A 20,130-nucleotide genomic window follows, 5' to 3' on the forward strand; every position below is an offset into this window, starting at 1 on the left:
ACAAGGTATAAGATTTGGAGGATGAAGTGGAGGCAACTACAGCATAATGGTGTAGCACTACCTCCCCCCTATGAGCCTAAAGGGCTCAGCATAAGGATAAAGGGTGAGATGATAAGGCTTACACCAGAGCAGGAGGAGATGGCCTATGCATTTGCAAAGAAGAAGGATACCCAGTATGTGAAGGATCCTGTGTTCCTACTCAACTTCCTTAGCGACTTCCTCAAACTCTTCCCTGAGAAGTATAGAGATGCTAGAGTAGAGGATATAGACTTCAGTGAGGTGTATGCCTATGTTGATAGGGAGAAGGAGATGAAGAGCAGTATGGATAAGGAGACTAGGAAGAGGCTAGCAAGTGAGAGGAAGAGGCTTAGGGAGCAGTTGAAGTCCATATATGGATATGCTATAGTTGATGGTGAGAAGTATGAGGTAGCAAATTGGATGGTGGAACCTCCAGGCATATTCATGGGTAGAGGTGAACATCCACTTCGAGGAAGATGGAAGCCAAGGGTTGAGGCTAGCGATGTGATCCTTAACCTTGGTGAGGATGCACCAGTACCTGAAGCGAACTGGAAGGCAGTAGTGCATGATCATGACTCCATATGGCTTGCAAAGTGGATAGACAAGTTGACAGGCAAGGAGAAGTATGTATGGTTGGCAGATTCTTCAAGGATAAGGCAGGAGAGGGATAAGGCAAAGTACGATACCGCAATGAGGTTAGCGAAGCAGATAGGCAAGGTTGTAGCAAGGATAGAGAGGGAGATGAAGGCTAGGGATGAGAAGAGGAGGAAGGTTGCAACAGTATGCTACCTCATCTACAGGTTAGCTATGAGGGTTGGGGATGAGAAGGATGCTGATGAAGCAGATACAGTTGGTGCAAGTACTCTAAGGGTTGAGCATATCAAGTTCAATAGTAATGGCAATGGTAAGAGCATAGAGTTCGACTTCCTAGGTAAAGACTCTGTTAGATGGCAGAAGAGCATAACAGTAGAGGATGAGATGGATGAGATAGCATACAAGAACCTTGAGGAGTTCATAGCAAATAAGAAGGAAGGGGAGGAGATATTTGCTGGGATAACATCCAGGCATGTTAACAGGTTCTTGAGTGGCATAATGGATGGGTTGACAGCAAAGGCATTCAGAACCTACCTTGCTACAGATGTTGTAAAGGGTTACTTGTTGAGCGTTGATGGTAAGATAAATGGAGGGAGTGATTACCTCAAGGTATACCATGCAAAGATGGCCAACCTTCAGGCAGCGATAACATGCAACCATAAGAGAGCAGTGCCAAAGAACTTCGAAGAGTCGTTAAGGAAAAAGGAGGAGAGGCTGAAGGAGTTGATGGGTAAGGAGGTGAAGACCAAGAAGCAGGAGGAGAGGCTGAAGGAGAGGATAGAGAAGTTGAAGTTACAGATAGAACTTGCAAAGCAGTGCAGGGATTACAACCTAGCAACATCCCTAAGGAACTACATAGATCCTAGGCTCTTCTATGCATGGTGTAAGTATGCTGGGATCGATTGGGCTAGCATATACACAGCATCACTACAGAGAAAGTTCCAATGGGTGAAGCATAGTAATGCTAGATGGGATGCTATGTTAAAGGCATATGGTAAGGATGGCAAGGATTAGTTGTTAGATTTATGTATAGATGTATGCTGATTGATGCAGTGGTAAATAGTTTATAAATGATGGCAGATGGGCCTAGTTTAGGTATTAGTTTACATCTCTGATAATAAAGTAAATTAAATGCTTCTTACAACCTCTACATGCCGGGAGAAGCCGGGGTACTGAACATAGCAGAATAGAATGAGTAGGCCTGAGAGCTTAGCCTGGTTAGAGCGCCAGACCTCCACAAGAGGGGCAAGACTCATAATCTGGAGGTCGCGGGCTCGAATCCCGCCCCCGGCACATCTCCATGGATTTGCATACCTACTTTTTCTATGAATAAGCAATAATCAATGGTCAATAATAACTACTGACAACAACTCATTAACTAATAAAAAATGGGGTTATTCTGCCTCTCTATTCTAGGCAGAAGCCTACTTCCTCTTCATCTCTCCAGCCTATGTAACTGCTATCAACTATGGTTCTATCAGATACAGTTAAGCGTACAACATACCCGCATGGAAGCATGCCATTTGTATTCAACTGCCATATTCCATCTGGTAACGGTATTGGATATGGTGGTGGAGCAGGCAGTTGTATACTAGTAAGTATAGATGGGTATGAGTTTGCTGCTGGCATATGTTTAAAGTTCTGTGGTGTTGGGTTACCTCCTATGGGTGATGGAAGTACTGCAAAGCTGTAAGAGTAGAAGTGCTCTGCGAATGTACCTACATCCTTTGCACTAAACCTGCCTATTATATATACTCCTACTTTCATCTTACCGCATATAGCCATTGGAGATGTTGGTGTTGCAACTGGGTTGCTTATATAATCTGAGTTCGCTATCATATCTATCGTGAGTTCTGCTTTAGGTTTAGTATTATCCAAGCGTACCTTAACTGTGCTTATATGTTTGCCATTACTGCAGATTAAAGTACCTGTTGTCCATGTCTGGTTAGTAACCGGGTTGAGTACATCTATCTTAATCTCCCACAACCCATCACTAAGCCCTGAGGTATTCCATCTTGCCAGTACATCTGCAAAGACATCTCTCCATGGACCTGGAGGATTATCCTGTATATATTCAAAGTATCCATTCTGATCTGGCGTCTGAAGCATGTTATAGGTTACTGGAGTAAGACTGCTTATCTGCTCTGTCACCTGAATCCAGAATGGGTTAGTTACTGCTTGCCATTGGGTAACAATTGGGCTGAGTTGGCGTACTGAGACCTTGTACTTCAACTTTGTTCCAGCATTTCCACCACTCAAGTAATGTGGAGGATTTGCTATATAGCCAGAGATTGTAACTGTGCCTCCAAATGGACTATCTACTGCTGTAAAGTTGGCTGTACCGGTACTAGGACCATTCGCTAACCCTGTACTCTGATCTATGTTGCAGACATTCATGCTTCCTACATTTATTATATAGGGGATATGTTCTCCTTCTTTAGCTGATGTGCCTGACGATATATGTACACGTGTATCCATCCTATTACCCCATACCGGGACCCAGTTTGGATCATTTGCTGGTGGCATTACATTCCATGAGAGTATTGCCCTAACCCTTGCCACCTTTGGTCCTTGCTCACATAACTGTTTTTTACTGCTCAGATCTACAGGTAGGTATACAGAATAGTCTAGCCCTTCCTTCGGCATGCTGCTTATATCATGAACCCTAACTGAGGTGGTACCTGCATATGTCCAGCCAGAACCATCAAGCCAGTCTATCCAGAATGATACATATTCCACACTACCACTGGTACAAAGGTTACCAGAGTAGCCAGATGGCAACTTCATCCTCACTACTGCTATTAGCGCATCTTCATTTGTATCTAGACCTACACAAGTGATCTCTTCATATGTTGTGTTATACAGTATCTGTGATATCTTACTGACTATATCAGAGAGGTTTATACCGTACTGTGATGCTATATATGCTGCTTCTATTGGATTAACTTGAGTGGAAAGCATCTTATACACATCCTTGAAGGCAAAACGGTGCTCAGGCACCTCCTTACCTTTATCTTTGTATAGTTCCTTGAGCTGTATAATACTTAACTCCTTTGGCTCCTTAAGCATAATCTTTTGCTCCATATCTATCTCTGCAAGTTCTATTGGTATCTTTACATTAAGCACCTTTACAAAATCTTTGAGTGGTAACCATTTGAATGTATCTATCTGTATATGTGTATCTTTAACATTACCCCATACCGGGACCCAGTTTGGATCATTTGCTGGTGGCATTACATTCCATGAGAGTATTGCCCTTACCTTTGGTAGCTTCTCTACCTTGCAGAAGACATCATCTACATCTATAGCCAATGTTACCGCATACTCGAGCGGTTTCTCACCTAGTATGTTGTATACTGTGAAGCTAACCATCCCAACATCCTTCCAGTTACCATCGTTATTCCAATCTATGAAGAATCTAACATACTCTTGTGTTCCAGCAGAACATACCCCTCCACCATAACCAAACGACTGTTTTATATGTACGACTGCCTCCAACCTCTTCGATGGCGGATTATATCCTACACACATAAGTTCCTCATACTTTGTACTTAATTTAAGGGGTTTAACTGGTTCCAGTATACTATCTTTAATATTACCAAAGTAGTTTGGATTCTGGAGAAGAAGTTGTTTGAAGTATATCCTCTCAGGCTCCACCTCTCTAGCAAGTACAGATACTGCTATATCTGTAAACCTCTTCTCTCCTATTCCAGGCACGCTCATTACATCATCAAGAGACTTGAATCCTCCAATCTCAGCACGTTTTGCAACTATGGCCTCTGCAATCTTTATCCCAATGTCTCTCTCCCCTATAACTTCTATCTTTGCAGCAATAGAAGATGCATCTTTTGTATTATTTAAGAAATCTAGTATGCTCTTTATCTCATTCTCGTTTAACTGGTTTGGCTTTATACTTGCCGTCTCCATACGAGTTCTAATAGTTCTAATAGTTTCTCTCTGCATTCTTAGTAATACTAAGAATATTAATTTAAATCTTTCTATATTTTTTTGAACCATAATTATAATAATTAAAGTAGATCTTGGCTATTATTATAAAGTATTGTATAATAAAATAACACTATCCTCCATATACATGAACTAAATGATATCTGTTAAGGCATATTCTATATATATCTAGTAACAGATATGCATACTATTATTGCGAATATCGTTATGATGATATCTATTTAGTACTGTAAACCACTACTATTGTACCGAACCTGTATACCTAATCATGTATACAATTATACATGATACATCGATAGGGAGTGAAGAGAACTAGTTGCCATCTTATTGTATGAATGTAGATGAGATAAAAATAATGATGAGATTCAGATGCCTAATAGTAATTACTATCAATCATTATCTCTGTATGTTCCTACATTCAAACTCATGCACATGCTCAAGATTGTGTACTCATGGTTATTGTACACTATAACAATGGGTTTCTATCTTTAGATCTGAACAGGAAGATATATTATCATAATTATATCGTCAATCCCTGCAACCTCTATATAACTACAAGGACTGTATAGAGAGATTATGTAAACCATCTATGGATCCTCAATTCTGCATCCCATGTACTAATCTACTCATCGATCACCTTCCCATCTACTATACATTGCAATACTATTGTAATTATGCACCTCTTATACCATAACTGTATAGCATAGCATAACTACTTAACCCACATTCTTCACAGATAGGTTTCATGGCGTTCATATCTGCACTTCCTATACAGCATGGTCTCTTAATCCTACCCATATGATCTAGTGATAATATTGCCCACGATGGGCATGCTATAGGCGTTGTGCCTTTACCTCCCCAGCTCCTTCTCAAGAGTTCAAGATGCTTTGGATGATTGGCGATGAATTTAGGATACCTCTTCCTCAACTCCAGTAACTTTGAAACCACATAATCTCTCTCTTCCCCGAATGGAAGTATGAGGGGGTCTCCCTTCATGAATGGTGTATGGAACTGTACTGCAACTTTATTCACTACACCATACCACTCCTCTATGCAATCCTCTACACTTCTATAGTTTATTGAGTTTATGGTGAATGATAACCATATATCCTTCCATGCTTTATATCCATTATTGCTGTAACGCTCTATGTAATCAAGTATGTTCCTCCTCGTCCTATCGTAAGAACCCTTACCCCTTATCTGGTCATGTACATCTCTAGTCCCATCTATAGACACAAAGTAAAAGTAAAGACCATCTATCCTCTGCAATGAGAGTGTACCATTAGTTACTACAGATACATGCCTAGGCATCTCCTCGCAGAATACCTTGACCACATCCAAGCGTAGTAATGGTTCTCCCCCAGCAATACCAACATGCATAACCTTGCCCTTGAGCATCTTACGTATTATCCTTCTCCACTCTTCAGCACATAAGCCATCCTCCTCCTTTCTATTAAGCCACCAGTAACAATGTGAACAGTGAAGGTTACATACATTGGAAACATCTACGGAAGCAAGTAGTGGATACTTTGCTCTAACTAACCTTATGCTACAATACCTTCTGGCAAGGGAGATGTATAGTGGAGTATCTCTTATTATCTCTCTCAAACTTCTACCAAAAATCTCCATTATATATTATAAGCAGATGTACTAATAAATGTTTGTAACTATGGACTCACTGATACATCGTATTATTCTGCCCAGAATCTCAACTTATAATAAGAATCAGGTTAATAACACCATTTATATTATATTCTTATTGAGTCTGATAATACTTAACTGCATTCCTAACAACCTCCAATAGTCTATTATCCATAATATTCGGTATTATATATCTCTCGCTAATGTTATTACCAGCAAGGTCTGCTATAGCAAATGCAACATGAATAAGCATATCCCATTCTATACGTTTTATGGTTAGGTCAAGCATAGCCCTCATCAACGATGGGAATACAATAGCATTATTTATCTGATTATGGTAATCCGATCTGCCAGTAGCAACTATCCTTGCTCCAGCCTTCTTTGCCATATATGGTGGTATCTCAGGCACTGGATTGGTCAATGCAAAGACTATCGCATCCTTACTCATGCTTCCAACCATTGCTTTGCTCACTATATCTGCCTTGCCAGATACACCTATGAATACATCTGCGCCCTTTATAGCATCCTGCAGCGAACCTCTAACCTGCTCTGGATTGCTCATCTCTGCTATCCTCAACTTATATGGATTCATATTCTCCTTCCTATCCCTACTTATTATCCCTGTGGAATCAACTACGAGTATATTCCTTGCGTTGGCTCTGTGTAGTATGCTAACTATGCCATAACCTGCTGCCCCTGCCCCTGCAACAACTATCTTTGCATCCTCCAACCTCTTACCAACGAGCCTCAATGCGTTAAGTAGTGCTGCAAGTACTGCTACTGCAGTACCATGCTGATCATCATGGAATACTGGTATGTCTAAACCACTCTGGAGTTCATCAACTATTGCTAGGCACTTTGGTGACTCGATATCCTCTATGCTTATTGCTGCAAATGATGGGCTTATACCCTTGACTATCCTAATTATCTCATCCTTATCCTTTGTTGCCAAGCATATGGGGAATGCATAGACTCCTCCAAACTGCCTGAATATCATTGCTTTACCTTCCATGACTGGGAGCGCAGCCTCAGCGCCTATATCCCCTAGACCAAGTACTCTTGAGCCATCTGTAACTATTGCTACGTTATTCCACTTTGATGTGTATATGTAAGCATTGCTCTTATCCCTTGCTATCTCCATCGCTACATCTGCTACACCAGGAGTGTACACAAGGCTAATATCACGCATTGATCTTATAATTAACCTGTTCCTAACCTCTATCTTGCCCCTCAGCCTCTTGTGCAGGGTAATTGCATTGTAACTATCATCAGCATCAGTCTTGCCACTCATCCACTCTCTGTGCTATGCTAGAATTTATTAACCTTTTATCTACCAACAAGCAGTAATAGTAGCAATGTTAAGGATCATCTTACAACTACTATAGCAAGGATTGCAACTGCTATTAACCCTAGACCTATAAAGCCTATGATGAATCTTAGCACTACCTCAGACTCATCTATAAGGAAACCTACACCAACTATTATTAGACCAGCTATAAGCAATGTTATATAACCAGGCAATGCAAGCAAAGGGTTCATAGCGCATCCCTCATCCATTCATTAACTCATTCATCAATAACAACCTACTACTACTATTGTATGATCATATCAATGAGTTCCTTGATGGAGCAAACTACACATTCTACATCATGCATTCTGATAGCCCTTTTATTAACTAGACCTTTATCATTATAATAATTCCCTTCACACCTTCTATCCATAAGTATTGCTTGCATACCAATTGATCTTGGTACCTTGAGATCCTGCACCACATCATCACCTACATGCAATATACTCTCTGCACTAACATTCATCTCCTTACAGATTATACTATAGAACTCTTTACTCTTGACCATATTGTATGATATGGAGGAGAATAGCGCATCTACACTAACATTGCTTCTCTTGATTATGGATAGTTTCTTCTTTGCCATTGCTGGTGGGTTACATGTTGATATGATCAGTCTATACCTCTTACCTATCTCTGCAAGTAAAGGCACATCATCATACATGCCATTGGCATAGTATTGCTCTTCCATTATGTTGAGTAGATGGTCTAGCATAGTGTAGGTAAGTCCAAATCTACAGAACCAGTACTCTGGTATATACCATCTTATATCATTTGGACCTATAGAGTCATACTCGTTAATAACATATCTTACAGCCTCATCCATGCTTATGCCCTTCTCTCTAGCAACCAACTCTGGTATCAATCTATTCCAGAAGATGTCATCCAACCCCTTCTTGAAGATTGTACCATCTAGATCGAATGATACAACCTTCAATGCAGTGTTATCGATCTTGCAAGTAACAATGCCTTCTCTACATCTATATCAGTTATTTCTTTCTTACTGTACCTCTGGCTGAAGTAGATTAGATCTGCTATCTTATACTTATCAATACTTACAAACACTGCCCCATTGCTGCTATTGCTTCCTATGTTGTTGATAACTAGCAGTCTATCAACACTTATGCCCTCATGGTACAGATCCTTCATGCTTGCATAGTCCTTGCCAAGGATTACCATCACACCAACCCTCTTCATATTTGCATCCATGTATACAGCATCTGCACTTATACTGTTTATTGCAGTATCGTACTCAACCCTTGATATCTTACCATGTTCCTGCATTAGTGCTAGGAGGTTCTTCACTGCCTGCTTAACACCATGCTCAAGTGCATCAATGCTTGAATGCTCCCTCCTTATCCTCATGTACTCTGCTATAGGAACGTTCATAAGGCTACCCCTCACCCTAAGCCCTGGATATGCCTGCTTTATAGCCTCCTCTATTGCCTCCTCGCTTAGCACCTTATCACTCCTCCTTGCTGCTATCTCCATAGCATGGTAGAGTATGTTTAGAAGCGATCTTATGTTCCTGAACTCTATGAACTCATCGTACACAACCCTTATCTTGCCTGTTATATCGCTCTCATGTATGCTGAACCTTAGATCCTTCACATTCTTCCTTATGTACTCTAATGCTATATCAGCAATCTCATCGAACGTGCTTGAGCCTACAAGATCTATCTTGTAGTTAGCCTTCTCAAGCCTATCGAATAGGGATGGGCTTATGCTCCTTATTGAATCATAAACAGATGGTGTTGTTATAAGAAGCACTATTGTAGAGGGGAGGTGTGCATTTATTATGGCTTTAACGAATTCTATAGAGTCCATGTTGGAATCGAACTCATCTATCTCTATAACTGTAATCTTGCTTAAGAACCTCTGGTTTATCCTTGCTAGGGAAGCAAGGAATGATAACATATCCTCAAGGCTACTTAGATCAGATACATCTGTGAACCTATTCTCTACTATCTTCTTAATTACAAGGAGTTCATACTCATCCATATCTATATCCATATCAGCAAGGGCATGATTCAAGTACCTAAAGTCTGGTTCCCTCTTACCCTTCATAACATCATCAGCAAGCCTCTCTATGTTGCTGAAGAAGAGCGATGGTCTGAAGAACTTCCTTGCATGCTTATTACCTTCCATCGCTCTCCTCTTAATCTCACCAACTATAGTTGATCTTAAATGCTCTACATACTCTGAATCGAATCCTCTCAGTATGCTAGAGAAGAGACCATGCATGCTCTTTGGTGAGATCGTGCTAAGATCAACATAGGAGCATATCACATCATCCCTTGTGCTCTTTATGTGCAATGCAAGGTGTGTCTTGCCAGAGCCTATATCCTGTACTACAGTAACCAACCTAAAGTCCCTTGAATCATAGTTACCATCCTTTGCCTTCAACTTTGAGTAGAGATCATCTATACATGCAACTATAGCATCCCTAGCCTCTCTATGCCTCTTACCTCCTAGCACCCTAGCATCATGTATGGTTGGTGTTGGGCTGCTAGGGAATGGGTTCTGCTCCAATCCATAAGGGTAGAGGTTTACACTCATGCCTATATCCTCCTAACGAACCCATGCACTAATCCCCTGATCACTATACCCTCCTGCCCTCCAGATGAGAGTTCATATCTGTTACTGAAGCGCTCTAACAGTTGTGATACAAGCGAGTAGAACTCATGTGCTGTGATATCATACTTCCTGCACATCCTCTCCCTTATGCTTATCAACTCAACCCAGCCTATGGATGAGGATGCCTCTGCAAGCATTCTATCAAAATCTATCCTGAACTGCTCTAGCGTTATATGCTCTCTGCCAGCATCATTGTTAGTCTTACCATTTCCATTAGTATGACCATTACCCTTTGTTGTTATAACCTTAACCTCCTCCAACATACTACCTATAGCCTTGATCTCATCGCTTAGAGCAGATATCCTCTCGCCCATCTCAACCTTTATCCTTGTAAGTTCATCATGTATGCTCTCATCTATCCTGATTATCCTAGATGATAGATCATCCTTCAATGCAGAGATCCTACTCTCTATCTCTAGATGAAGGTTATTCAACCTCTTATCCATCTCCTCTCTTATAGATGATACATTCTCATTCATAACATTCCTTATATCTTGAATCTCATCAGCAACATTCATACCTGCAATCCTTCTCTCTACATCAATTAGGATAGAATTGATCTTCTCCTCCAACCTGTTAGTTGAAGTATTAAACTCATTCTTTACATTCTCTAACTTTAGATTAAGATCGTTGTTTGTTGATGATATCCTCTCATCTATAATGGTGTTGAGCAGAGATAGTTTATTGCTCAACTCCTCTTTAATATTTGATATCTCTTGCATGATATGGCTGTTTATACTTGAATAATCATTCTTGATCAATGAGATATGCTCATCTATATACCTGTTTAGATCTCTAACCTTCTCATCTATCGTATTATGCATCATATTCACTACCCTCTCCTCAAGAGCATCATACATTCTACAATCTTCCTCTCTGCTTGTTGTACCATTGCTTATAGAGTTAATCATAACCTGAATTAACTTGAACTTTGGATCGTTCTCCATAACATACTTGATGTAGTTATCCTTTGTCCAGTATGTTATTGCTCCACTCTTCTTGTCAGCGAAGATAAGACCAGATGATATTAACTCTTCAACATGCTTATCCACATCCTCGCCAAACTCTTTTCTAAGATCTACTCGCCTAACACCATATATACCTGCTACCTCTATTCTATTGTAAACCTCACTAGCCATCACTATGCTTTAAGAGAAGATTATTTATGCAAAGGTGTAAGCATTATTTGCTAAGCATGTTAATTTAATTTAATTAATGTAGGCATAGCCATAGATAACAGGATAAAGAAATAATTTAATATACTACTTCATGGTTATCTAGATTCACTTGTTAAACAGTATTCCGATCTATACTGACTAAATATGTGAAATAAAAGGTATTTGTGCAGATACTATACGCTACTATACTACTTTACGCTCTGTCCTTCTACCCTTTGCTATTATAACTGCTAAGAGCGCTACAAATGCAACCTGAAATACCTGCACTGCTATACCCATCTCGTTTATTGGTCCGCCTCTATTAGTTATAGGATTTGGAACCCTAGTTATAGCCCATAGTGCTATTAAGCCTATAGTGCCTCCAATACCTACATAGTTGAATATGTTTGAGTATTGCTTTATAGTTGGAAGTACCCAGAAGAGTTGTAGTATCCCTGCTATTATGAAGAATGCCCCACCTGCTACATTGAACTCAAGTAGCCTAGGGGCCATGATGAGGTGTAGTATTCCTCCTATTGCAGTACACGCTGCTGCAGCATATAGTATGCCTCTCATGTTAGTATTAGATGTTCATGCTTGCTATGAATATATCTATAATCTAAAGCTTATTATAATCTGTTAAGCTTATTATATGCAATAGAGTTTATCATTACATCAACAACCAACTATCAAGAGTGAATACAAGCAATGTATTTAGCAATAATATAGGTAGAATAGATAGGATGAGAATGTTGAGAAGGTATGGTATAATAGCAGCAATAGTCGCTGCTGCAATAGTTGCAACCATAGGTGTAGTATCAGCATACAAATACTATTCTACACCAGAGATACAGGGTTCTGCCAACCTTGCTGCTGTTATAGAGAACTTCATAAAGGAGAATAGAAAGGTTACATTCGAATCAGCATCAAAGACTGTTGAGGCTGGTAATGTAGGGGTGATAGTTACAGAGGGAAGGTTCACAGTAATGCAGGGCTATCTGGTTTATGCATTTAGAGTAGTAGACCTTGAAAGAGGGGAAAGTTACAAGATGATAGTAGATGCTGGTAATGGTTCTGTGCTTTACACATCTGAGCCAGTAATATTCAGATCATCAAAGTATGCATATGCAAATATAGCTGTAAAGATATCAGATGCAGCAACAAATGCAGTCAAAGAGGTTGTCAATGGAACTGTTGAGTCTGGTAAATTAATTATAGATAAGAATAACGGTAGCGCATTCTACACCTTCATGATTAAGGATGGTGAAGGCAAGTTCTATATGGTAAGGGTAGATGCAAAAGATGGTAGTGTAATTGATGTTGTTGAAACTGGTAATAGCAAGGGCTGGTACAAAGAGTATTGGCATGATCATTACTACTATGGCTACGGCCATGAATATGGATATGGATACAAGCATGGATGGTAACGTTAGGTATTAGGTACTGTGATGTATCTATACCAATTTTATTTTTATTATATTTAAATAAATCTTATACCTAAAATTATCCATGAATGATGCTAGTAGTAGTGATGACGAGGATATACATATAACAGCAGATCTACTCTACGAACTTGCTAGTCCAAGCAGATTGGCAATACTTTACGAGTTAAGCAAGGGAAGAGAGTTAAGGCTTGGTGAGGTTGCAAGAGCACTGAACCTCACAATGCAAGAAACCCACAGAAACATGGCTAGGCTTGTTGATGCAGGTCTGGTTGCAAAGAATACCAATGGTAGATTCGTACTAACTGAGTGTGGCATGCTTACTGCTAGACAACTCAACTACTTCAGATTCATAGCAAAGCATATAGACATCTTAAGATCATACACACTAACAAGGATACCAAGTGTATTCATGAACAGAGTTGGTGAACTAGTTAACTGCAGAGTTGTCCATGGGGTCTCTGTTGTTCTAGAGAAACTGAAGGCGTTGGAGGCTAGAGCAGAGGAGTACATTAACATAATAGTTGCACAGGCGTGGTATGAGGAGGGTAAGATTCTGATAGATAGGTTGAGTAATGGCATCAATATAAGAATGATCCTTACAAATAGCACTATAGTACCTAAGGAGATAATAGATTCTGGTATACCAAAGACCATGCATGGATTTAAACTAAAGGGCGTACTTCAAACAAGGGTAGCGGAGAGTGTAGGTGCTGCTGTATATGTATCGGAGAGAGAGGCAGGGCTTATGCTACCAAACCTATCTAGTATATTCGATATGAATATACTATTCCTAAGCGAGGATAAGTACTTCCATACATGGTGCAGTGATCTCTTCATGCACTACTGGAACAGTGCTGATGAAGCAAAGGGTGTAGAAAGGATAGTTAGGATAGTTGAGTAAAAGCAGCAATAATAAGGCTATGCGTTAACTCATTGGTTCATTAATATTATACAACTATAATGGATAGAAATATGAAGAGAAGAAGGAGGAGGAGAAGGAAGGGTATGCTTGAGGAACTCTTAAGCAAGGCCATACATGCAGATGATATCAATGCCTACACTGTTGTCTACAGGGATAAGGATATGCTGAAGGAGTTAAGCCTTGATGAGTTCCTTAAATTATCAGAGAACTTTCAGAGCATACCTGCAAGTAGGATAGTTTATGTTAAGAAGTATGGAAATGAAGTGTATTCCTCATCAAGAGCAAGGGTAGAGCAGGAATAATTTATGGATAGATATTGATAAATGGATTGATTGATAGATAGATGGAGATCGATCTGCCTACCTGTATGACTTCTGCCTTCTCCTCCTTGCTCCAGGGCCACCAAACTTCTTTGGTTCCTTCTGCCTTGGATCCCCTATGAGTAGATGCCTATCATACTCAATTATCCTCTTCTTTATCTCTTCCCTAACATTCTTTGGTAGTGGATGATCTTTAACCTCCCTCTTGCCTTTAGCATATCCAGTTAACGCCCTTGCTATAGCTATTGCAGATGCCAATGCTTGACCAATAACACCTCCTCCTTCAACCTTAACCTTAAGATCAACCTTATCCCTTGCATCCCCAGCAAGTATCAATGGGGTTAGAATGATATATCTAGCAACCTCTGGCTCAATTATCTCCAAAGGGGTATTGTTTATCCATACCCTCCCTTTACCCTCGCTTATCACCGCTACTGCTCTAGCAGTCTTCCTAGCCCCTGGGTATAGTTCCATCATACTGCTACTACTCATGGACTCCACCCTATTGATCTAGCAAGATCATATATACTTATGTAGTATGACTCTGGCTTCCTTATCTTTGCATCATCAAACACCTTGAACTCTGCACCTGCATACTCCTCTGGCACGCCTATGTATACTCTAAGCCTCTTCATTGCACTTATACCCTTTGGCCTCTTCCTTGGTAGCATGCCTCTTACCATCCTCCTTATTATGTTATCTGGCCTCCTTGGATGGAATGGACCATGCTTTGGATGCACAACACTTGCTATCTCTAGGAATTTATGCCACTCCTCTATGACAGAACTTCTCTTACCACTTATAAATGCCTTCTCTGCATTGACTATAACTACACTCTTACCTTCTAATAGTAACTTTGCTACGTATGAGCATAGCCTACCTGCTATATGCCCTGTAGCATCCACAACTATAGGATTACCCTTACCATCATCTTTGCCCTTATCCTTACCCTTAAGATCCTGCTTAGCATCACTTATACTAGACAATTATCCTCACCCCAGTACCCTTTGGGTTCATCCTAACCAACTCATCTATGCTCAACACCTTTCCTTTTGCATTTAGTATCTTCTTTACAGCAGTGTTGGAGAATGAGAATGCTGCTACAGTAACTGGATGCTCTATGCTACCAGAGCCCAATACCTTCCCTGGCACTATGATCATACTGCTAGTGTTACTGTTGCTACTGCTGCTCTTACTACTACTAGCGTACCTTGCTATCTTCGATACATTAACCTCTGCCCTCCTACTCCTAGGCCTAGCAAGCAACTCCGCTACCCTACTCCATATAGGGGCATCATGCTCCTTTGCTGCCCTCTTGAGCATCTCTATACACTCAACCAATACTAGGTTTTGCATCTGCATATGCTCTCAACCCTCCTATGCTATCACCAATCCTAGTTATCTTCTTCTCTAATATGTTTATAGCCTCAAGCAGTATATCCCTTGCATGTAGTGAGCCTACAGACTCCAGCTCCATTATGTAATCATCCTTGCTACTATCAACCTCCTTCACAACAGATATGGTTGTAGGCTGCCATTTTGCATGCATCTTCCCTATACCTAGCCTTGCATATGCTTCAAGCCTTATACTCTGCCCCTTTGCAAGTGTTACTATGGGTATATTCTCACTTATAGGCTTGACAGACTCATCCTCAGATACAAGATCTGAAGATAGTACAGTTCTACCCCTCTCATCTGCAGTAACATCAAGGTAGAGTAATACCCTACACTTTGGACATCCTAAAGGACTCTTACACTCACACTCCTCCTGCATAACAAACCTGTGCAGTGGTGTAGATAATGGTATAAGCCCTAGCCTATGTGCAAGTATCTCATCATGCATAACTGATGAGTTCTCATATATAACAACATCATCTATCGCCATTGTTGGCACCTCTACCATTGCAATCCTCCTCAGGGCATTAACATACTGGATAGGGTAGCCTGTGAGCCTAACCACTATCCTATGCTCTGATTGCTCCACCACCTTTATCATACTAACCTCTTCTCTTCTGCAAACTAGAGGACCATTTAAAAATCTACCGTTAGGACAAAAGTTAGGGCTTGCATATTAATATATAGGTGTACAATAAAATTTAAACCATGGCAGATAAACTAAGCATAGTTAGGCTTATTATAGAAGGGGAGAAGTTTGAGATACTGGTCAAGCCAGATCCAGCACTAGAGTACAAGATGGGCAAGAGGACTGATATCTCAAACATACTTGCAAGTGATGAGATATACACGGACTCTAGCAAGGGTAATAGAGCATCGAAGGAGAAGTTGGAGAAGTACTTTAGAACCTCCAACACTATAGATGTTGCAAGGATCATACTTGAGAAGGGCGAACTCAACCTTACAAGTGAGCAGAGGAGGAGGCTTGTGGAGGAGAAGAGGAAGCAGATAATAAACATAATAACCAGGTCATACGTTGATCCAAAGACCCATCTACCCCATCCACCACTGAGGATAGAGCAGGCTATGGAGGAGTGCAGGGTCTCAATAGATCCATTCAAGAAGGCTGAGGATCAGGTTAAGAGCGTTGTTGATGCTCTAAGGAGTATACTCCCAATGAAGTCTGAGAGGCTGAAGTTTACTCTTATAGTGCCAGCACAGTACACTGCACAATCATATAGTGTGATAAAGAGCATGGGTGAGATAATCAAGGAGGAGTGGCAGGCTGATGGTTCTCTAAAGGTTATAATAGAGATCCCTGCTGCAATACAGGCGAACATGATGGATAGACTAGCATCGATAACAAAGGGTACAGCGCAGGCGGTGATGATGAGATGATAGCAAAGAGGTATGTACTTCCAGGAGATCTGATAGTTGAGGGCAATCCTCATCTCAAGCCATTGGCAAATGTTATAAAGGTAGGGGATAGACTGCACTCCACAAGGATAGGGATAGTTGAGATAAGCCAGAATGGTGTTAAGGTAATCCCGCTCTCTGGCATATACATACCAAGGGTTGGTGATCTTGTGATAGGTAAGATAATAGACTACTCAGCACTTGCATGGGAGGTTGATATAAACTCGTGCTTCCTAGGTCATCTACCAGCACAGGATGTATTTGGGAAGGAGTTCTCACCAAGCAGGGATGATCTAACGAAGAGGTTCAACATAGGAGATGTTATAGCATGTAGAATACTCAACTTTGATAGGACTAGAGACCCATTGCTTACAGTTGCTGATAAGGATCTAGGCAAGATAGGTGAGGGGGAGATAGTGAAGATAAACCCAACCAAGGTACCAAGGCTTATAGGTAAGAGGGGTTCAATGATACAGATGATAGAGCAGTTGACAAGATGCAGGATATTGGTTGGGCAGAATGGTGTGCTTGTAGTTACAGGAGCAAACAAGGATGCCATGCATGTGGCGGTTAAGGCTATAAGGATGGTTGAGGAAGGTGCACATACAGCAAACTTAACAGAGAGGGTCAAGGAGATGCTTCAGGGGGTGCAAGTAGGAAGATGAGCAAGTTGATGAGTGAAGAAGGTATAAGGATAGATGGGAGGAGATGGAATGAGCTAAGGCCAGTGAAGATAGAGGTTGGTGTACTCAAGAATGCAGATGGCTCATCCTATATAGAGTTTGGGAAGAACAAGATCGTAGTTGCTGTTTATGGGCCCAAAGAGGTGCATCCAAAGCATATGGCACTTCCAGATCGAAGTGTGCTGAGGTGCAGGTATCATATGCTCCCATTCTCTGTTGAGGAGAGGAAGAACCCTGCACCATCGAGGAGGGAGATAGAGATATCGAAGATAACCAGGGAAGCACTTGAGCCAGCACTGATCCTTGAGGATTATCCTAGAACTGTTATAGATGTGTTCATAGAAGTGCTCCAGTCAGATGGAGGATCAAGGTGTGCTGGGATAACTGCTGCATCTGTAGCGCTTGCTGATGCTGGTATAAATATGCGTGACCTTGTTGCTGCATGTGCTGCTGGCAAGGTTGGAGGGAGGATAGTGCTAGATATAAATGATGAGGAGGATAAGATGGGCGAAGCGGATATGCCTGTAGCATATCTACCAAACCTAAAGCAGATCTCACTGCTACAGTTGGATGGCAAGTTGACAGCAGATGAGTATAGAGAATGCCTTAACCTAGCTATAAGTGGGTGTATGCAGGTATATAACATGCAGAGGGAAGCACTGATGAAGAAGTACTTCAGCACAGCAGATAATGGAGGAGGAGAGGATGATGAGGAAGAGGGAGAGTAGGGAGGTTAATGGGGATGAGTGTTAAGAAGACTACCACCATAGTAGAGCAACTAAGGAGGGCACAGATGAGCGAACTCCTTGCAATGAGCAAGAGGCTTGATGGCAGAGGGCTGAGGGATTACAGGGAGTTGAGGATAGATGTTGGGTTGATAAAAAAGGCCAATGGCTCTGCCCTTGTCTCTCTTGGCAATACACAGGTTATAGCAGGCATAAAGGTTGAGGTTGATGAACCCTTCCCAGATATGCCAGATAAAGGACTATTCATATGCAATGCTGAGGTTCTGCCATTGGCATCACCATACGCAGAGCCAGGACCTCCAGATGAGGATGCAATAGAACTTGCTAGGGTTGTTGATAGAGGGATAAGAGAGTCAGAGATGATAGCATTGGACAAACTCGTGCTTATAAGTGGGAAGAAGGTCTATGCTGTATTTGCTGATGTTAGCGTACTCAACTCAGATGGCAACCTATTCGATGCAACATCATATGCTGTAGTAGCAGCACTACTTACAGCAAGGATACCAAAGTATGATGTACAGGATGATAAGCTGGTTAAGAGTGAGGAGACCATACCTCTACCAATAAACACCATACCTGTATCTGTTACTATGGCAAAGATAGGGAATAGCATAATAGTTGATCCAACTGCTGAGGAAGAGGCATGCATGGATGCTAGGATAACAATGGCTACAGATGAGCATGGAAGGGTATGTGCCATACAGAAAGGAGGTAGCGGTACATTCTCATTAGAGCAGTTGAGCGAGGTGGCAACTCTAGCAATAAGCATAGGGAAAGAGATGAGAGAGAAGATAGGTAATGTTGCTGCAAGAGCAAGAGAGCAGGAGCAGGACAAATAATATAAGTATGGCTAATAGCAGAGTGAGTGGTATGAAGTATAAGAGCGAGAGTTTAAAGGGTTTAGGTGCAAAGTATGGTGCTACGTTAAGGAGGAGGTATACCAAGATCTACTTGATGCTAAAGAGGAGGCGTAACTGTCCAATGTGTGGCTCAATAAGGTTCAAGCGTGAGGCAATAGGGATATGGAAGTGCGGCAAGTGTAACTACAAGGTTGCTGGAGGAGCTTATGATCTCTAGGGTTGATGCTACAGTAGAGGTAGAGGATGATAGGAGCAGTGGGAGGGATAGGGAGAGTAGTAGTATTAGTGTAGTAAGATCTATCTATGTTGCACTTGAACCTGAATGTAGAGCAAACAGTAAAGGCAAGGATGAAGGTGTTGAGACTAGCATAGTACTTGAGGATTCAAGAGTTAGGATGATGATACATGCAAAGGATGTATCAACTATTAGGGCTGTACTAAACTCATACCTAAGGTTTATAGATGCTGCGTATAGATCGCTAGCAGTTACCAAGCAGTAAAGAGTTTTATTTTAGGAGCATTAGCATACCCACCATCATCCTATATGAATTTATTTCAGTTCTGTATATGCTCTAGCATGAGCGAGCAAGAACTACCACCGTGGTTGAGGGAGCAACTTGCAAGGCTGAACCAACTACAGCAGAACCTACAGGCTATACTGATGCAGAAGCAGCAGTTAGAGATAGAATCTGTTGAGATAGACAAGGCAATAGAGGAGTTGAAGAAGGCTGGAGTTGATGATGCTGTGTACAAGAGTGCTGGACCAGTACTGATAAAGGGTAAGAGGGATGATGTACTCAAGGAGTTGGAGGAGAAGAAGGAACTGCTAAGCACTAGGATAATGGTGCTCAGCAAGCAGGAGAGCAGGTTGAAGGAGAACCTTAAGGATGTGCAGAGCAGGATAGATGAGATGATAAGGGGACAGAGTACTGGTGCTAGGGCTGAATGAATAAGACAAGGCTGCTTAACCAGCAGCAGTAGT

23 protein-coding genes and 1 tRNA gene are annotated in these 20,130 nt (G+C 41.2%); 12 read left to right on the plus strand and 12 right to left on the minus strand.

The window, feature by feature from the left end:
- Positions 1 to 21 precede the first annotated feature (21 nt).
- Together CRG89_RS07185 and CRG89_RS07190 are read left to right on the plus strand one after the other, a co-directional pair.
- On the plus strand, positions 22 to 1,626 hold the full coding sequence (locus CRG89_RS07185; RefSeq protein WP_103287592.1) for a DNA topoisomerase I: 1,605 nt from the start codon (positions 22 to 24) through the stop codon (positions 1,624 to 1,626).
- 149 nt (positions 1,627 to 1,775) lie between these two features.
- Positions 1,776 to 1,905: transfer RNA gene (locus CRG89_RS07190), tRNA-Met, on the plus strand.
- Positions 1,906 to 2,019: 114 nt separating this feature from the next.
- On the opposite strand, the gene CRG89_RS07195 is transcribed toward CRG89_RS07190, so the two are convergent.
- The 8 genes from CRG89_RS07195 to CRG89_RS07230 form a co-directional block, all read right to left on the minus strand.
- Positions 2,020 to 4,575 (minus strand): ComEA family DNA-binding protein, encoded by a 2,556-nt coding sequence (locus CRG89_RS07195; RefSeq protein ID WP_158648775.1) that lies wholly within the window; start codon positions 4,573 to 4,575, stop codon positions 2,020 to 2,022.
- Between the two features lie 675 nt (positions 4,576 to 5,250).
- On the minus strand, positions 5,251 to 6,186 hold the full coding sequence (locus tag CRG89_RS07200; protein ID WP_231911522.1) for a radical SAM protein: 936 nt from the start codon (positions 6,184 to 6,186) through the stop codon (positions 5,251 to 5,253).
- Between the two features lie 148 nt (positions 6,187 to 6,334).
- Positions 6,335 to 7,510 (minus strand): NAD(P)-dependent malic enzyme, encoded by a 1,176-nt coding sequence (locus tag CRG89_RS07205; protein WP_103287595.1) that lies wholly within the window; start codon positions 7,508 to 7,510, stop codon positions 6,335 to 6,337.
- Positions 7,511 to 7,584: 74 nt separating this feature from the next.
- Positions 7,585 to 7,776, minus strand: coding sequence for a hypothetical protein (locus CRG89_RS07210; protein ID WP_103287596.1), 192 nt, complete (start codon positions 7,774 to 7,776; stop codon positions 7,585 to 7,587).
- A 35-nt stretch (positions 7,777 to 7,811) separates the two neighbouring features.
- Positions 7,812 to 8,504: an HAD family hydrolase gene (locus tag CRG89_RS07215; protein ID WP_103287597.1), complete on the minus strand. Its 693-nt coding sequence runs from the start codon at positions 8,502 to 8,504 to the stop codon at positions 7,812 to 7,814.
- Positions 8,501 to 10,126 (minus strand): hypothetical protein, encoded by a 1,626-nt coding sequence (locus CRG89_RS07220; protein WP_103287598.1) that lies wholly within the window; start codon positions 10,124 to 10,126, stop codon positions 8,501 to 8,503. The genes CRG89_RS07215 and CRG89_RS07220 overlap by 4 nt, the downstream gene beginning before the upstream one ends.
- 2 nt (positions 10,127 to 10,128) lie before the next feature.
- Complete coding sequence (locus CRG89_RS07225) at positions 10,129 to 11,343, minus strand: hypothetical protein (protein ID WP_103287599.1); 1,215 nt, start codon at positions 11,341 to 11,343, stop codon at positions 10,129 to 10,131.
- 222 nt (positions 11,344 to 11,565) lie between these two features.
- Entirely contained in the window at positions 11,566 to 11,937 is a 372-nt protein-coding gene (locus tag CRG89_RS07230) for a hypothetical protein (protein WP_103287600.1), read from the minus strand.
- Positions 11,938 to 12,104: 167 nt separating this feature from the next.
- On the opposite strand from CRG89_RS07230, the gene CRG89_RS07235 reads away from it, so the two are divergent.
- The 3 genes from CRG89_RS07235 to CRG89_RS07245 all read left to right on the plus strand — a co-directional run bounded on the left by CRG89_RS07235 (position 12,105) and on the right by CRG89_RS07245 (position 14,030).
- Positions 12,105 to 12,788, plus strand: a complete 684-nt coding sequence (locus CRG89_RS07235) for a PepSY domain-containing protein (protein ID WP_148695115.1) — start codon at positions 12,105 to 12,107, stop codon at positions 12,786 to 12,788.
- A gap of 82 nt (positions 12,789 to 12,870) precedes the next feature.
- Positions 12,871 to 13,707: a helix-turn-helix transcriptional regulator gene (locus CRG89_RS07240; RefSeq protein ID WP_103287602.1), complete on the plus strand. Its 837-nt coding sequence runs from the start codon at positions 12,871 to 12,873 to the stop codon at positions 13,705 to 13,707.
- A gap of 71 nt (positions 13,708 to 13,778) precedes the next feature.
- Entirely contained in the window at positions 13,779 to 14,030 is a 252-nt protein-coding gene (locus CRG89_RS07245) for a DUF504 domain-containing protein (RefSeq protein ID WP_103287978.1), read from the plus strand.
- A gap of 57 nt (positions 14,031 to 14,087) precedes the next feature.
- Here the strand turns inward: CRG89_RS07245 and CRG89_RS07250 are convergent, their stop codons facing one another.
- From CRG89_RS07250 to CRG89_RS07265, 4 genes are read right to left on the minus strand one after another with little or no spacing between them, the layout of a single operon-like run.
- On the minus strand, positions 14,088 to 14,540 hold the full coding sequence (locus tag CRG89_RS07250; protein ID WP_103287603.1) for a 30S ribosomal protein S9: 453 nt from the start codon (positions 14,538 to 14,540) through the stop codon (positions 14,088 to 14,090).
- A complete protein-coding gene (locus CRG89_RS07255; RefSeq protein WP_197706682.1) occupies positions 14,537 to 15,034 on the minus strand; it encodes a 50S ribosomal protein L13 in 498 nt (165 codons plus the stop codon). The genes CRG89_RS07250 and CRG89_RS07255 overlap by 4 nt, the downstream gene beginning before the upstream one ends.
- Positions 15,027 to 15,410 carry a 50S ribosomal protein L18e gene (locus CRG89_RS07260; protein WP_197706681.1) on the minus strand — a complete coding sequence of 128 codons (384 nt, stop codon included), beginning with the start codon at positions 15,408 to 15,410 and terminating at the stop codon, positions 15,027 to 15,029. The genes CRG89_RS07255 and CRG89_RS07260 overlap by 8 nt, the downstream gene beginning before the upstream one ends.
- Entirely contained in the window at positions 15,382 to 16,044 is a 663-nt protein-coding gene (locus CRG89_RS07265) for a DNA-directed RNA polymerase subunit D (protein WP_103287605.1), read from the minus strand. The genes CRG89_RS07260 and CRG89_RS07265 overlap by 29 nt, the downstream gene beginning before the upstream one ends.
- Before the next feature lie 107 nt (positions 16,045 to 16,151).
- On the opposite strand from CRG89_RS07265, the gene CRG89_RS07270 reads away from it, so the two are divergent.
- The 7 genes from CRG89_RS07270 to CRG89_RS07300 all read left to right on the plus strand — a co-directional run bounded on the left by CRG89_RS07270 (position 16,152) and on the right by CRG89_RS07300 (position 20,097).
- Positions 16,152 to 16,841 carry a ribosome assembly factor SBDS gene (locus tag CRG89_RS07270; RefSeq protein ID WP_103287606.1) on the plus strand — a complete coding sequence of 230 codons (690 nt, stop codon included), beginning with the start codon at positions 16,152 to 16,154 and terminating at the stop codon, positions 16,839 to 16,841.
- A complete protein-coding gene (gene rrp4 / locus CRG89_RS07275) occupies positions 16,838 to 17,524 on the plus strand; it encodes an exosome complex RNA-binding protein Rrp4 (protein WP_103287607.1) in 687 nt (228 codons plus the stop codon). The genes CRG89_RS07270 and rrp4 overlap by 4 nt, the downstream gene beginning before the upstream one ends.
- Positions 17,521 to 18,270: an exosome complex exonuclease Rrp41 gene (gene rrp41 / locus CRG89_RS07280; protein ID WP_103287608.1), complete on the plus strand. Its 750-nt coding sequence runs from the start codon at positions 17,521 to 17,523 to the stop codon at positions 18,268 to 18,270. The genes rrp4 and rrp41 overlap by 4 nt, the downstream gene beginning before the upstream one ends.
- A 14-nt stretch (positions 18,271 to 18,284) precedes the next feature.
- Positions 18,285 to 19,127 (plus strand): exosome complex protein Rrp42, encoded by an 843-nt coding sequence (gene rrp42, locus CRG89_RS07285; RefSeq protein WP_103287980.1) that lies wholly within the window; start codon positions 18,285 to 18,287, stop codon positions 19,125 to 19,127.
- A 31-nt stretch (positions 19,128 to 19,158) separates the two neighbouring features.
- Positions 19,159 to 19,365 carry an eL43 family ribosomal protein gene (locus tag CRG89_RS07290; RefSeq protein ID WP_103287981.1) on the plus strand — a complete coding sequence of 69 codons (207 nt, stop codon included), beginning with the start codon at positions 19,159 to 19,161 and terminating at the stop codon, positions 19,363 to 19,365.
- Positions 19,340 to 19,648 carry a KEOPS complex subunit Pcc1 gene (locus CRG89_RS07295; RefSeq protein ID WP_148695114.1) on the plus strand — a complete coding sequence of 103 codons (309 nt, stop codon included), beginning with the start codon at positions 19,340 to 19,342 and terminating at the stop codon, positions 19,646 to 19,648. Before CRG89_RS07290 ends, CRG89_RS07295 begins: the two co-directional genes overlap by 26 nt.
- A gap of 77 nt (positions 19,649 to 19,725) precedes the next feature.
- Positions 19,726 to 20,097 carry a prefoldin subunit beta gene (locus CRG89_RS07300; RefSeq protein ID WP_103287610.1) on the plus strand — a complete coding sequence of 124 codons (372 nt, stop codon included), beginning with the start codon at positions 19,726 to 19,728 and terminating at the stop codon, positions 20,095 to 20,097.
- The last annotated feature ends 33 nt before the right edge of the window (positions 20,098 to 20,130 follow it).

Origin of the sequence: Candidatus Nitrosocaldus islandicus, from assembly GCF_002906215.1 — an archaeon.
GTDB lineage: Archaea > Thermoproteota > Nitrososphaeria > Nitrososphaerales > Nitrosocaldaceae > Nitrosocaldus > Nitrosocaldus cavascurensis.

Excerpts from the sequence above, each read along its gene's own strand:
- CRG89_RS07185 (WP_103287592.1), top strand. The coding sequence starts at position 22 with ATGAAGTGGAGGCAACTACAGCATAATGGTGTAGCACTACCTCCCCCC.
- CRG89_RS07195 (WP_158648775.1), bottom strand. The coding sequence starts at position 4,575 with ATGCAGAGAGAAACTATTAGAACTATTAGAACTCGTATGGAGACGGCA.
- CRG89_RS07205 (WP_103287595.1), bottom strand. The coding sequence starts at position 7,510 with ATGAGTGGCAAGACTGATGCTGATGATAGTTACAATGCAATTACCCTG.
- CRG89_RS07210 (WP_103287596.1), bottom strand. The coding sequence starts at position 7,776 with ATGGATGAGGGATGCGCTATGAACCCTTTGCTTGCATTGCCTGGTTAT.
- CRG89_RS07220 (WP_103287598.1), bottom strand. The coding sequence starts at position 10,126 with ATGAGTGTAAACCTCTACCCTTATGGATTGGAGCAGAACCCATTCCCT.
- CRG89_RS07225 (WP_103287599.1), bottom strand. The coding sequence starts at position 11,343 with ATGGCTAGTGAGGTTTACAATAGAATAGAGGTAGCAGGTATATATGGT.
- CRG89_RS07230 (WP_103287600.1), bottom strand. The coding sequence starts at position 11,937 with ATGAGAGGCATACTATATGCTGCAGCAGCGTGTACTGCAATAGGAGGA.
- CRG89_RS07235 (WP_148695115.1), top strand. The coding sequence starts at position 12,105 with ATGAGAATGTTGAGAAGGTATGGTATAATAGCAGCAATAGTCGCTGCT.
- CRG89_RS07240 (WP_103287602.1), top strand. The coding sequence starts at position 12,871 with ATGAATGATGCTAGTAGTAGTGATGACGAGGATATACATATAACAGCA.
- CRG89_RS07245 (WP_103287978.1), top strand. The coding sequence starts at position 13,779 with ATGAAGAGAAGAAGGAGGAGGAGAAGGAAGGGTATGCTTGAGGAACTC.
- CRG89_RS07250 (WP_103287603.1), bottom strand. The coding sequence starts at position 14,540 with ATGAGTAGTAGCAGTATGATGGAACTATACCCAGGGGCTAGGAAGACT.
- CRG89_RS07260 (WP_197706681.1), bottom strand. The coding sequence starts at position 15,410 with ATGCAGATGCAAAACCTAGTATTGGTTGAGTGTATAGAGATGCTCAAG.
- CRG89_RS07265 (WP_103287605.1), bottom strand. The coding sequence starts at position 16,044 with ATGATAAAGGTGGTGGAGCAATCAGAGCATAGGATAGTGGTTAGGCTC.
- CRG89_RS07270 (WP_103287606.1), top strand. The coding sequence starts at position 16,152 with ATGGCAGATAAACTAAGCATAGTTAGGCTTATTATAGAAGGGGAGAAG.
- rrp4 (WP_103287607.1), top strand. The coding sequence starts at position 16,838 with ATGATAGCAAAGAGGTATGTACTTCCAGGAGATCTGATAGTTGAGGGC.
- rrp41 (WP_103287608.1), top strand. The coding sequence starts at position 17,521 with ATGAGCAAGTTGATGAGTGAAGAAGGTATAAGGATAGATGGGAGGAGA.
- rrp42 (WP_103287980.1), top strand. The coding sequence starts at position 18,285 with ATGAGTGTTAAGAAGACTACCACCATAGTAGAGCAACTAAGGAGGGCA.
- CRG89_RS07290 (WP_103287981.1), top strand. The coding sequence starts at position 19,159 with ATGAAGTATAAGAGCGAGAGTTTAAAGGGTTTAGGTGCAAAGTATGGT.
- CRG89_RS07300 (WP_103287610.1), top strand. The coding sequence starts at position 19,726 with ATGAGCGAGCAAGAACTACCACCGTGGTTGAGGGAGCAACTTGCAAGG.